At 49.7% G+C, this 12,892-nt stretch carries 10 protein-coding genes; 2 read left to right on the top strand and 8 right to left on the bottom strand.

Features of this window, described 5'->3' with window-relative positions; translation table 11 throughout:
* Positions 1 to 57: 57 nt before the first annotated feature.
* Positions 58 to 1,224 carry a methionine adenosyltransferase gene (gene metK, locus ACYQ8U_RS00305; RefSeq protein ID WP_459943502.1) on the bottom strand — a complete coding sequence of 389 codons (1,167 nt, stop codon included), beginning with the start codon at positions 1,222 to 1,224 and terminating at the stop codon, positions 58 to 60.
* 367 nt (positions 1,225 to 1,591) lie between these two features.
* Here metK and ACYQ8U_RS00300 point away from each other — a divergent pair, with 367 nt between their 5' ends.
* On the top strand, positions 1,592 to 2,563 hold the full coding sequence (locus ACYQ8U_RS00300; protein ID WP_459943501.1) for a KpsF/GutQ family sugar-phosphate isomerase: 972 nt from the start codon (positions 1,592 to 1,594) through the stop codon (positions 2,561 to 2,563).
* A 40-nt stretch (positions 2,564 to 2,603) separates the two neighbouring features.
* Here ACYQ8U_RS00300 and ACYQ8U_RS00295 read toward each other — a convergent pair whose 3' ends face one another.
* From ACYQ8U_RS00295 to secD, 4 genes are all read right to left on the bottom strand, one after another.
* Positions 2,604 to 5,117 carry a ubiquitin-conjugating enzyme E2 gene (locus tag ACYQ8U_RS00295; RefSeq protein WP_459943500.1) on the bottom strand — a complete coding sequence of 838 codons (2,514 nt, stop codon included), beginning with the start codon at positions 5,115 to 5,117 and terminating at the stop codon, positions 2,604 to 2,606.
* A 303-nt stretch (positions 5,118 to 5,420) separates the two neighbouring features.
* Positions 5,421 to 6,053 carry an HAD family hydrolase gene (locus tag ACYQ8U_RS00290; RefSeq protein WP_459943499.1) on the bottom strand — a complete coding sequence of 211 codons (633 nt, stop codon included), beginning with the start codon at positions 6,051 to 6,053 and terminating at the stop codon, positions 5,421 to 5,423.
* A gap of 39 nt (positions 6,054 to 6,092) precedes the next feature.
* Entirely contained in the window at positions 6,093 to 6,830 is a 738-nt protein-coding gene (locus ACYQ8U_RS00285; protein WP_459943498.1) for a YkgJ family cysteine cluster protein, read from the bottom strand.
* A 15-nt stretch (positions 6,831 to 6,845) separates the two neighbouring features.
* Positions 6,846 to 9,413, bottom strand: coding sequence for a protein translocase subunit SecD (gene secD / locus ACYQ8U_RS00280; RefSeq protein WP_459943497.1), 2,568 nt, complete (start codon positions 9,411 to 9,413; stop codon positions 6,846 to 6,848).
* A gap of 383 nt (positions 9,414 to 9,796) precedes the next feature.
* Between secD and ACYQ8U_RS00275 the strand changes: the two genes are divergently transcribed.
* Positions 9,797 to 10,243, top strand: a complete 447-nt coding sequence (locus tag ACYQ8U_RS00275; RefSeq protein WP_459943496.1) for an NIL domain-containing protein — start codon at positions 9,797 to 9,799, stop codon at positions 10,241 to 10,243.
* A 61-nt stretch (positions 10,244 to 10,304) separates the two neighbouring features.
* Here the strand turns inward: ACYQ8U_RS00275 and ACYQ8U_RS00270 are convergent, their stop codons facing one another.
* The 3 genes from ACYQ8U_RS00270 to trxA form a co-directional block, all read right to left on the bottom strand.
* Positions 10,305 to 11,135 carry an outer membrane protein assembly factor BamD gene (locus ACYQ8U_RS00270; RefSeq protein ID WP_459943495.1) on the bottom strand — a complete coding sequence of 277 codons (831 nt, stop codon included), beginning with the start codon at positions 11,133 to 11,135 and terminating at the stop codon, positions 10,305 to 10,307.
* Entirely contained in the window at positions 11,132 to 12,082 is a 951-nt protein-coding gene (gene trxB / locus ACYQ8U_RS00265; RefSeq protein ID WP_459943494.1) for a thioredoxin-disulfide reductase, read from the bottom strand. Before trxB ends, ACYQ8U_RS00270 begins: the two co-directional genes overlap by 4 nt.
* A 213-nt stretch (positions 12,083 to 12,295) precedes the next feature.
* Positions 12,296 to 12,622, bottom strand: coding sequence for a thioredoxin (gene trxA / locus ACYQ8U_RS00260; protein WP_459943493.1), 327 nt, complete (start codon positions 12,620 to 12,622; stop codon positions 12,296 to 12,298).
* Positions 12,623 to 12,892 lie beyond the last annotated feature (270 nt).

The following is a 12,892-nucleotide window of genomic DNA, read 5'->3' as shown; positions in this document are numbered from 1 at the left end:
TCTCTGTTCCAGGTAGAATTGTAATATTTTTATATAGAACGGGACAGCGACAAGGGATCAGCGAAGATTGGCGGCATCACGAAGCAGATCAGCCTTATCGGTTTTTTCCCAGGTAAAATTTTCGAGCTCCCGGCCAAAATGACCATAGGCAGCGGTCTGCAGATAAATAGGCCGCAGCAGATTAAGCTGTTGCACGATGGCTTTCGGCCTGAGATCGAAGTGTTCGATAATAAGCCTTTTGATTTCTTTATCGGAGATTTTACCGGTACCGAAACTGTTGACATTTATTGATACCGGTTGAGAAATGCCGATGGCATAGGCCACCTGAACTTCAAATTCGTCAGCAATGCCGGCGGCGACGATGTTTTTGGCGACGTAGCGACCGTAATAGGAACTGGAGCGGTCTACTTTGGAAGGATCCTTGCCGGAAAAGGCGCCTCCGCCGTGTGATCCCTTGCCGCCATAAGTGTCGACGATGATTTTTCGACCGGTGACGCCGCAGTCGCCGACCGGCCCTCCGATGACAAACCGGCCGGTTGGATTGATAAAAAACTTAGTGTTTGCATCCATCATCTCCGCAGGCAGCACATGTTTGATAATCACTTCCATGACCCCCTCTTGCAGATCTTTGTAACTGACCGAGGTATCATGCTGGGTGGAGAGGACCACCGCGTCAATTCTTTTCGGTACATTGTCAACGTACTCTATGGTTACCTGGCTCTTGGCATCGGGCCTGAGCCAGGGCAGGATGTTGGCTTTTCGCGCCTCAGCCTGTCGTTTGGTCAGCATGTGGGCAAAGGTGATGGGCATCGGCATAAGGACATCAGTGTCGTGGCAGGCGTAGCCGAACATCAATCCCTGGTCGCCGGCCCCCTGGTCGAGGTCGAGGCCGGAGCCTTCGTTGACCCCCTGGGCAATATCCGGGGATTGTTTGTCGATGGACGTTAAGACCGCACAGGATTGCCAGTCAAAACCCATGTCGGATGAATTATAACCGATTTCCTTGATAGTCTGCCGGACAACTTCGGGCATATCCACCCACGCGGAAGTGGTTATTTCCCCGGCGATAATGGCCATACCGGTGGTAACCAGGGTTTCGCAGGCCACCCTTGCCGCGGGGTCTTGTTCGAGTATTGAATCGAGAATAGCATCTGAAATTTGATCCGCCACCTTGTCAGGATGGCCTTCGGATACCGATTCCGAGGTAAAGAGATAGTCTGACATAAAAACTCCAAAAGAGAGAATTGAAACAGTTTCTTGGAAGAAAAGACAGCTGTTAAATACAGCTGCAGAAAAACTTGTTATTTTACACCATGTGCAGATAAATGCGAGAAAAAGCAGAGGTACAGGGAAAAGAAAAATTAATAATCACAGATGTGCATCACTTTTGTGCCATGGTGTATGGCCGGGAGGGCATCGCTTGAAGGGTGGAAGAGCACATGGCGATCGATGGTTGTTGCCTGGTTGTAAAAAAATGATTACCCTTTGCCGTCTATTGGTGGATGTAAGGAGATTCGTACTAAAAAGGCAAGGTGTTTGCTCTATTTTGTCGGCAGATTATCAGTGATTTTTTATGAGGGGATGTGGCAGGATGTCTATTGAGGCAGCAAAAGAAGTTTTAAGAATTGAAGAACAGGGGCTGGCTGCAGTACGAGAGCGAATAGGTGAGGAATTTGTCCAGGCAGTAGAGGCCGTTTTGTCCTGCCCTGGGCGGCTGGTGATAACCGGAATAGGCAAATCCGGCATTATCGGGCAGAAGATATCGGCAACCTTGAACAGTACTGGTACACCATCGTTTTTTCTCCATCCGGTTGAGGCGATGCATGGGGACCTGGGCATGGTCATGGCTGGAGATGTTATTTTGGCTATCTCCTATTCAGGAGAGACTGCTGAGCTCAATGGATTGCTGGTCAGTTTAAAGGAACGAGGCAACAAAATAGTGGCCATGACCGGTGGGAGTAATTCCTCGCTGGCTATGGCGGCTGATATTGTCCTGGATATCAGAGTGCCCAAAGAGGCATGTCCCCTGGGGTTGGCACCGACAGCGAGTACTACGGCGACATTGGCCATGGGGGATGCCCTCTCCGTTGTTCTGCTCAATCGAAAGAAATTTCAGGCTAAAGACTTTCGGCTGAATCACCCCGGAGGTAGCCTTGGGCAAAGGCTCAAGGTAAAGGTTACCGAAGTCATGCTGTCCGGCGGGGATATTCCCGTCGTCGCGCCGGAAGATTCTGCCGCGGATGCAATTCGGGTACTCAATGAGAAGAATAACGGCGCCGTGCTGGTTGTTGGTCTGGACAATACGGTACTGGGGATCATCACCGATGGTGATGTTCGCCGTGCCGTGGTCAATCTGCAGGGTTTTTCTGCTCTCACTGCGGCGCAGTTAATGACCGGTAATCCAATCTGCATCGACGGGGAGCGACTGGCCGCCGATGCCTTGAGTATCATGCAGCAGCATGAAATAACCGCACTGCCTATCGTTGATGGAGTGAAAAAGCTTGTCGGCTTACTTCATCTGCATAATTTACTAGGTAAGGGTGAGTTTCGCTTCCTCGTCTAGAGAATATGGCTGGCGAGTTCAGATTTGTCTTCACCGGCGGTTAACTTTCGGAAAAGAGGCTCCATTTACTTGTTTTTATATCGTAGGCGTAAAACATAACCAGGGTCAGTGGCCGACCTCCGCCGGTTTCCGTGCATTGCATGCGAAAAATTAATTTTGATTTGGTCTTTTTTGTATTGCTGATAACCGGGCTGCTAAGGTTTTCCGGGATGACCGACGAATAGTTGGCAACGAAAAGTGATTGGAAATTGTTTTTCAGGTATTTTGCCTTTTCCGTCAAAAATATTTTCTCATCAAGTGCTCGTATGGCGGTGCTGATTTCCGCAGCTGTTTTGTTAAATTCTTCTTCTGTCCGCAAAGAGTTGCCGATAATTTTCTCTAGAATCTGCTGATACGTCTGCTTTGCCTGCCCGAACTCATTGTTGTCAATTTGACTTTGCGCGATTTGACGATCTCGGATGATAGACGCCTGAAGAATAATTCTGGCCAGTTTCAGGATGTTGATGTCCGTTTCCGCTGTACCGGACATACTTCGGCTTTCGCTCAGGAGGGTGCTTGCCTGGGAGTATGCGGCAATGGCATCGTTCCAGGAACCCGAGGCAAAGGCCTTATTGCCTTTGTTAATGGTGGTATAGAGTTCTGCCCGTTTCATATTATTTCGAATGGCGTCTATCGATTCAGGCGACAGGGCGGCCTTCTGTCCTTGGTTCAGTGCTAGATTGTAGGCAGTTATGGCGCTGAGCCAGTCTGCGCCGGTAAAAGACAGGTCGCCCTGCTCCTTAAGATGGGCAAATTGACTCTTGAGCAACGCCTCCTGCAGTAGTGTGGAATACCGCTGACGATCGGCCTCCGGAAGAGACATGAGAACTTTCTGGGCCTGGAATAGTTTTTCGATGGCGTCTTCCCAATGACTGTCGCGCATTGAAGTTTGCCCGGGGTCGTAGGACATTCTGAATTCGGCCATGAGGCGTTTATACTGCATGTCTTCGATAACAGGGCGCTCAAGGTAGGCGCTGTTCTCGCTTTGCGTGAGAAGGGTTGTGAACAGCTGCTCGGCAGCCGGCCATTTTTCGTCCTGGAAAAGTGTATTCGCTTCAATCAATTGTTGTTGGAGTGTCAGGAGTGTTTTTGCTTCATCTTCTGGGATATATTTGCCGTTATAAAGGATATTGCCGGTCAGGCCCTGGGTCATCTTTTCCGCTTGTAAGGTCTGCTGGAGAGACGTGACTAGCTGTTGTGTTTCGTCCTGGTGGATAAAATTTGTCTGTTCAGCCAATTGTAAGGCGTAGGTGCATAAGCGTTTGGCGTCGTTGAATTGATTGTCAGCCAGAGCTGCGGTACATTCTTCCGAGGTGCGCTTTGCCTCGCTCAGCGTAGTATTTGTGGAAAACCAGAAATACCAGCTGGATCCCATGGCGATGGCCAAGATGCCAAGGAACAGCACCAAGAAGATTTTATTTGTATTGTTCTTTTTTGCAAGAATGACACCCTGCCGGTTATTTTTTGCAGATGTCGCCCGCCTGGCAGTTTTTGCAGTGGCCTTGTTATGCGGCGGTACCGGGGCTCTGTCGGCAACCGGTGCTTCGACAGATGCATAAGGATCAAAAAAATCCGCAAAACTTTCTTCAGCGTGCATATCAGCTTCAAGAGCCAGGGACTGTTTTGTTCGATGTATAGCTGCATCTATAGCTGGAAAATCGGCGACAATCGTCGCAATCTGCTGGTATTTCTCAAAAGCAATCCGGACCGCACCTTTCTTCTCGAATTTTTTAGCATCACGATGCAGTTTTTCGACCAGTTCAATTTTATCCCTGGCCCTGAGGCACATATTTTTCAGGGTATCTGAAGAATGATCGCCGTTCTCGCCGTTCTTCAACAAGGTATAATATTTTTTCTGCCGATCGAGCCGGGTGAAGAGTTGAAGATCAAGATCGCTGGCAGAATCTCCCTCCGGAAAAGAGGTGTTGAGAACAATCTCTTCGTCTTGTTCCCCAGTTTCCAAGGTAAGAAAGTTGAACTCGGTATTTAAATCATCTTCATCAAGGGTATCGACAGGGTGAATGTGGCTGCCGTCGGCGGAAGACTGCGAGTCATTGTCGATTTGCCAGGTTATCCGCGCAAGAGGAAATTTTGCCGAATTATTCTGGTACCATACAGCCGCATCTTCATTAATGGCGTTGGTTGTTGAATAGAATTCGCCATTGATCATTTGACCGATATGGATGATAAGATCGGCGAGGGCACGATCCTGTCCCCAGAAATCCCCCAGGCAAATCGTGGCAGGAGCAAAGTCCGGATGGAAGATGTCACCTTTCGGCCGGCAATTCGGTGGAACATGTGGAAAACCAAACGGGATGCCCAGTTCGATCTTATGCCCGATCGCCTCGACGATCGTCCCCTCGCCGGTTGTGCACAACCCGGTGAGCCTGTAGACAATTTTGTACTTATCGGGGGGCGATCCCTTGGTCGGTGTGATGGAGATCACTGGATGATAAAGGAAAAATTCCCTTACCTGCTGATAAATTTCGTCTAACTGGATAGGTGACGCAGGCATTGGTATTTATTGTCTGAGTTATTAAATTAATTACCATTTTTGTTAGTATAGCAAGTTATTTGAGCAATACCAAAAAAAAGTTCGACATGGGTGAGATTTGTCCTGGAAAGAGGAGGGAGTGGATTCCGGCAGGTCATATGCATCAAGGCAGAACGGGGTATTGTCTCTGCATCAGCCGGACGTGAAGGTACGGGTTGCCCCTTTTGGGATGGATGAAGTATTCAAGCCATTTAAGGCGAACTGGCCAAAGAGAGGGCGTTCTTTAACCGCAGTAGCCGACAAAACAAGCCAGAAAAAGTACAATTACGGCCGAGTCCGCTGAAAGGGTGGCAGGCTGAGAATCTCAAGAAAGCTGCGGACGTGATAGTCAGCCTTAAGGGTGGGGCTTTTGAATGCAATCAGCGCAACCCCGCAGCTTTTGGCGTGTTGCTCGTCAACTATCGAATCACCGATGTACACCGCTTCCTTCGCTTGGCAGCTGTAGAATTCCAGAATCTCAAGAAGTCCATCCGGAGCGGGTTTTGGTCGTCTGGCCGTTGCCGCCGTTACCACCTTGCCGAAATACGCCTGGAGTTTATAGCGTTCGAGCAGGGGGAGCATGGTGTTTGTCCGGTTGGTTGAGATGGCCAGATGGTAGCTCCTGCTGGTGATGTCGAGAAAGTCGACCAGATCTCTTTCGATTTGCATATGCTGCAAAAAGGGTTCGTATCCGCACTGCTCCTTGAAGGCATAAATTTCTTCAAGCGTTGGCTGGGCATAATGACGGAAGATATGCTCTATCGCATCGGCCACGTTGCTCATGTGCACATAATCCTCTTCACTCTGACTCATCGGTGCAAAGCCGAAATGGGCCAGCAGGTAGTTGTAATACATGCAGTTGGCTTTTTTAGAATCAAACATGACTCCGTCACAGTCGAATACAATGAGTTTCAGCATGGGGTCGCTCTTTAAGAGATGGTGAAAAAAACCGGAAGGTCAAAACGGGGCAAAGAGCTGCCGGCTCAGCCAGTCAACAGCAAAGAGCAACAGCGCCTCATCCTGCAGCAGACCATTTTTCTCAGTTGGCGTCAGAGCGACTGCGTCGAGCTGGTCGTTCTGCACTACGTCTCTGAAGCTATCGATATTATAGAGCGCCAGGACAAAAAGATCGATCTGTTTCGCCGAAGGGATAAAACCCTTGCGTATCGAGTCATGTTGCAGGATTGCCCCGACGGCGTCGTTGAAACGGTTGTATGTCAGAAGCTCCTGGTCCCTGCAGTACATCAGGGCATTTTGGCTGATCGGCTCCTGAAAGCCCAGGCAGTGATCTTCTTTCATGAGGACAAAATGTTCCGCCATGGTGCCGTTTTCTTGACGCATGACCGCCCGGCCAAGCGGGTAGGCCCGGCAGGCGGCCGGTCGATGCCCGTAGACGCTGCAGCCCTGTCTGGTAACGAAGACACAGCTTGCTCTGCCATCGTCGACCATAGTCAGATAAAATCGGGGAAAAGGCTCCCCCGGATCCTGTTCCATGATGATATGGCTCTCGAGCAGCTGCCCGGAAGTAAGGCCGGTGGCCCTTCGCAACCGCAGCACATCATAGGGGGTGAGGGCGAGCTCGAGCATGCGGCAGCAGTCGGTGAAACACTTGATATCCTTATGGCAGGAAAAAGTAAAAGTGTCCTGACTATCAAGCCGGGTGACGTGTGGTGGTAAATGAGCTCCTTGTGGCATCTCCGGTCCTTTTTTCTACGCCGTTTGTTTTCCCCATAGCGTGAGAATCGGGCTGGCTATGAAGATGGAGGAGTAGGTACCAATAACTATACCGGCCAGCAGCGCAAAGGCGAAATCGTGGATGACCGATCCGCCCAGCAGATACAGAGCGATCAGGACGAAACCGGTAGTCAGCCCGGTGATGATGGTTCGACTGATAACCTGGTTGATACTGTCGTTGATCACACCCGTCAGGGCATGGTCTTCTGATTTATGCATATTCTCTCTGATTCGATCGAATACAACCACTGTGTCGTTGAGGGAATAGCCAGCCAGGGTGAGCAAGGCGGTAACGAGGAGCAGGGTGACCTCAAGATTCATCAGCCAGCATATCCCGAGGACGACCATGACATCATGAAAGGTAGCCGTGGCTGCTGCCAGACCAAAACGAATGTCGAAGCGAATCGCCAGGTAAATAATAACCCCGGCGAGGGATATGAAAATGGCCTGTATCGCCTTGTTGCGGAGCACTGAACTGACCGATGAGCCGATTTCCGACTGGCTCTCCAGACCGAATTGTTTTTCGGGGAGTTCGGTGGAGAGGATATCGCTGACCTTCTCCCCGAGGTTGGCCACGACGGCTTCCGACTTTTTAATCTTGACGATGAGCCGGTGTTCGTTTTCCACCTCCTGCAGGTCAATATCCTGCATGTCGCTTCTGCTGAAAGCGTCCCTCACCTCGCCCATGGTAAAATCCTGGCTTGCTTTATACTGCAGGAGCGAGCCGCCGGAAAAATCCACCCCCATATTGGCATGGCCGCGGACAATCTGAATAAGAGCAACAAAACCAATAAGCACCATGACTGCAGAAAATGCAAAGGTGAAGTTCTTGATTTTCATGTAATCGAGATTGGGTTTTTTGGTCAATTGCATAAAATTGAGCCGCTTCATCGGTCGTACAGCGTTTATCGTATCAAACACCAGTCGGGAAAAGAACAGGGCGGCAAAAAGGTTAAAAATGATACCAAGAGTTAAGGTGATGGCAAAACCCTTGATCGGCCCGGTGCCGAACATGAACAGGGCCAGGGAGGTGATCAGGGTTGTTACCTGCGAGTCGACGATGGTGGAAAAGGCATTGCCGAATCCGCCGTCAATACTCGATCGGACCGATTTTCCAAGAGCATACTCTTCGCGCATCCTCTCAAAAATAAGGACATTGGCGTCCACCGCCATACCGATAGACAGGATGATACCGGCAATACCCGGCAGGGTCAGGGTGGCGTTGAGAATGGCCAGACCGGAAAACAGCAGGAGGATATTGAGCATCAGGGCGGTATTGGCAATAAGTCCGGACAGCCGATAATAGATGAGCATAAAGGCCAGAACGATGATGGCCCCGAAGGCACCGGAAGAGAGCCCCTTGTTGATGGAATCCTGGCCAAGAGTCGCCCCGACGGTCATGTTCTGGACTATATCGACGGGTGCAGGCAGAGCACCGACTCTGAGGACGATGGCCAGGTCAGCCGCCTCCTCGTGGGTAAAACTGCCGCTGATCTGGGCTGAGCCTCCGAGGATACGTTCGCGGATGACCGGTGCGGAGCGAACAACATCGTCTAAGACAATGGCCATCCTTTTGCCGACATTTTTTTCGGTTATGTTTGCAAAAACCTTCCCGCCTCTGCCGGTCATGTCGAGGCTGACATACGGTTCATTGAAATTACCACCGATCCGTACCTGCGCATCTTTAATCATGTCGCCGGTCATAAGGATTTTGTTCTCAAGCAGGAGAGGGATGAGCGTCTCTTGTTTCGTCTGTTTATCGACATCTTTTTCAAAGTACAGGGAGGTGTTGTCCGGCAGGCTGCTCTGCAGCGCCCGGTTCAGCTTGCTCATACTCTCGCCATCCTGCCATTGCTTTGCCGCACGGGCCTGGGCAACCAGTTCCTGGAGATTGAGACCAGCTGTCTCGGCAACAATTCTGAACTCCAGCTGGGCGGTATCGCCCAGGAGTTTCAAGGCGCGTTCAGGGTCTTTCACGCCGGGGAGCTGAATGACAATTTCATCTTCACCCTGGCGGATAATAACGGGTTCCGCGACGCCGAACTGATCGATTCGGTTACGGAGAATCTCCAGTGACTGCTCTACTGAGTGGGTTTTGATATATTGAATCTTTTCAGGTTTCAGGGTCAGAAAGATACGCGGGAAACTGCCTTCTTTGGCTTCGACCCTGGCGTCGATGTCCGGGAAGTCTTCACTGACAAGATTTTTCACCTTGTCCACGGCATTGGTGTTCGGCAGAGTGAAGATAATGGTGTCAGGAGATGGTGAGGGACTCCTGACTGCGCTGATAGACTCTTCGGTGAGGGTATCCTTGAGATCGTTGGCCGCCAGTTCCAGGGAGTTTTCTTCAGCCTTTGGCAAGTTCACTTTCAAAACGAGATGCATGCCGCCCTGGAGGTCAAGACCCAGACGCAGTCCTTCCGGGGCCATGTAGGTTTTCCACCAGCTGGGGGTATCCTTGTAAAAGGAGGGCACAACGGTAATAAAGGAGATGAAAATGATCGATATAAGAAAAGCAAGTTTTACTTTAAGTGCAGTATTCATGATATCCTTGATTATTTCTGTAAAGTGAACCCTGTTCGTCTGCTGTATGAAGAGAAATGTCAAACCTTGCGATTATACTCCAATGCCTGAATCTTGCAAGGTTCAGTGCAGGATAATTCGCAGCTGAGGGACTGTTTTTTCGAATCTGTGGACTGGAGCGTATTTCCCCGCCGGGGGACACAGGAAGATTGTCTGGGGTAAAGAAAAAGATCCTTGCGATTATTCAGGGCAGAAAGTAAATTTTCCGTTCTGCATGTGTACCAGTAGACACGGTATGGTCTTTCGTGCTTTCCGCGCGGGTCACGCAGAAAAATTTCCGCTTTCAGGTGGGAAAACAAATATTCAGCTAAGCAGCACTTCATTTTTAACGGAGATGGAAAAAGGTGTATACCCAGATTTATATATTGCGATTCCCTAAGGAAACCAGTGACCAACCCTTCATTTACCGGCTGGTGAAAGAATATGATATAGAATTCAATATTCTTAAAGCGGATATTCTTTTGCAGCGTGAGGGGCTGATGATCATTGAACTGAAAGGAACCAGCAAGACGAATGTGAAAGCCGGGCTCGACTATTTAAGAAACCTCGGTGTGAAGATTGAGCGCATGGCCGCAAGAATCCGCCGGGATGAAGAAAACTGTTTTCAGTGCGGAGCCTGTACCGGTGTCTGTCCCTCCGGCGCCCTCTTTGTTTCGCGTCCGGATATGTCGATCGTCTTCGATGCGGAAAAATGTACCGGCTGTAGCCTTTGTGTGCCCATTTGCCCGGTCCGGGCAATGGAAGTCTCGTTGGATGATAACTGGATATTTTCCGATAAATATATGGTGTAGCAGGGACAGATTGTGCAGTTCGCCGGAAAGAAATTATCTGCCGAACTGCAGGCGTGTTCTGTTAATATTGCGCTGGTTCCGCCGTGCTGTCTTCCTCGTCACTCTGCCCGAAGATTGTCCAGTCCGGGAGACTGAGCTTGGGAAACCATGCCGTCAGACGAGACCTCGGAGGATTTCCTGCTTCAATACGCGTCAGGAGTTCCTGGGCCTTTGCGGCTATAGCCGTTTCCGGATACATTGCCAGTAAATATTTCAGGCGAATGGTCGCCTGGTCATATTTTGCCGTTCGAACATAGTATTCGACAACAAAATATTCATGGTTGGCCAGAAACTCGGTTGCCGCACTTATTCGTGCTTTAGCTTCATTGGTATAGGGAGAGTCCGGATAAGCTGTCAGTAACTGTTGAAATAATTCAATTGATTTGATCGCTCCGGCGGTATCTCTATCAATCCGGTCAATCTGCTTATAATTGCACATCGCCTTCTGAAACATGACGTAGGGCATGCTCTCATTGGTCGGATGACGATTTTCAAACTCTTCATACAGCAGTAAGGCTTCCGTGTAACGTTCAAGATGGTAGTTGCAGTCCGCCGCCTTGAGTTCAGCGAGAGTCGCTTCAGGACTAAAAGGGTAACGGTTGAGGATATCCTCAAAAAATTCAATGGCGGTAAAGTATTTCCCAACGCTGTAGTCATCCATACCTTTCAACAGCAGGTCCCGCGCCGGCAGGTTCAGGTCGACGTCGCCTATTTCATTGCCTTCTTCATCGATTGATGTGAAGTTGAATGCTTTTTTCAGGTCACCGCATCCACTGCACATCAGGAGCACGACAAGAACCGCTGGAAGGAACGACCGATGGGAAGAAAAATATTTTTTAGGCTGCTTCATCATGAATGTATGAGTTTGGATTCTTTGAGGTTTTGTAAGAATTTTTCCGCCGCCAAAACCGCTACGGCGCCTTCACCGGCGGCGTTGACAATCTGCCGGACCTCTTTGCTGCAGATATCGCCGGCAGCCATGATTCCGGGGAGAGCTGTCTGCGATTCTTTGTTGATGGGGATAAATCCCCATTTATCCGCCTGCAGCTGTTGCAGCGGCAGGCCGGCATTATTGGGAGTGACACCGATGAGGATAAAAACACCCTGCACAGCCAGCGTGGACGTTGTGCCATCCCTGGCCAAAAGCTTGAGGTGTTCGACTTCTTTTTCGCCTTCGATAGCGGTTACAGTGGTATTCCAGATGAACTCAATTTTTGGGTTGGCAAAGGCTACTTCCTGGATGATCTTCGTGGCGCGGAGTTCTTCCCGTCGGTGAATGACGCTTACCTTGCTGGCGAATTTCGTCAGGTATTCAGCCTCCTGAATGGCGGTATTACCGCCGCCGATAACGGCGACATGCATGTTGCGGTAGAAGGGGGCATCGCACGTGCCGCAATAGGAAACCCCCTTGCCGCGCAGCTTCATTTCTCCAGGAATATTGAGGGTATTGGCTCTGGCGCCATTGCATAATATCAGGGTATCACAGCTGACCTGTCCGCCATCCTCGAGATGAAGAATGGTAGGTGCGCCGTCGTTTGGTTCTACTCTTGTCACCGAAGCCAGTTCAATATTCAGATCGAATCTCTTGGCATGCGCGGTCATTTTTTCCACAAGATCAAAACCGGTTAATCCCTCGGGAAAACCTGGATAATTGTCAACCCAGTCGGTGAGGAGAACTTGTCCACCCGGAGCCCCTTTTTCAATGAGCACATGGTCGAGTCGGGCTCTGGCTGCATACAGGCCGGCAGACAACCCCGCCGGACCGCCGCCTAATATAACAAGTTCATAGTGATCTTTCATTGCGGTGAGTATGGAAGAAAAATGATAAAAAAGGCTGTCTTTCTTGTAAAATTGAGATGATCGGACAAGAAAGACAGCCTAACCCCGGTAAAACGGCAAATAAGCCGGCATAAGTGCCTTGGTCGTATCTTCAAGTATTTAATATTAAAAATACTCTCCGGTTTATTGTTTTTACTAACAGGCTTCCAGGAATAAGGCACCAATAAACTTTGTTTAATTGGCTTTGTCAATGAGAGCAACGAGTTGTGCTTTGCCTACTGACCCGGTAATCTGGTCGACAACCTGGCCATTTTTAAAGAGGATCAGTGTTGGAATAGCCCGAATGCCGAACTTGCCCGGAGTAGCCGGGTTGTCGTCTACATTCATTTTGGCAATGGTCACCTTGCCGTCGTATTCAACCGCAAGGTCTTCAATTACCGGCCCGATGGCTTTACATGGTCCACACCACGGAGCCCAGAAATCGACCAGGGTCGGTTGCTCTGATTTAATCACGGCATCAAACTCCGCATCGGTTAATTGCTGGACTTTTTCACTCGCCATTATTTTCTCCTTTACTAATGAGATTAATTTACGTCTGAATGTTTAGATAAAAGGGATCCCTCTTCCGGGGACACATCTCCGGCTACTTTACCTTTTGCTCCAAGGGCTGACAAGTACAAAAATACTCACCCCAGCAAGCAGGATTTTTACATTGCGCATCAACAAACAAAAATCAAGGGTCTGAATCTTTGGCAGAAAAAACTTGACCGTGCTATATTGGGTGCCCATTAAAACAACAACAGCGGGGCAGGTTGACAGCTATGCTTCAGC

The sequence above is a fragment of the Desulfocastanea catecholica genome, from assembly GCF_054657295.1.
The sequence above is the reverse complement of the archived record's forward strand: the minus strand, read 5'-3'. Positions and strand labels throughout refer to the sequence as shown.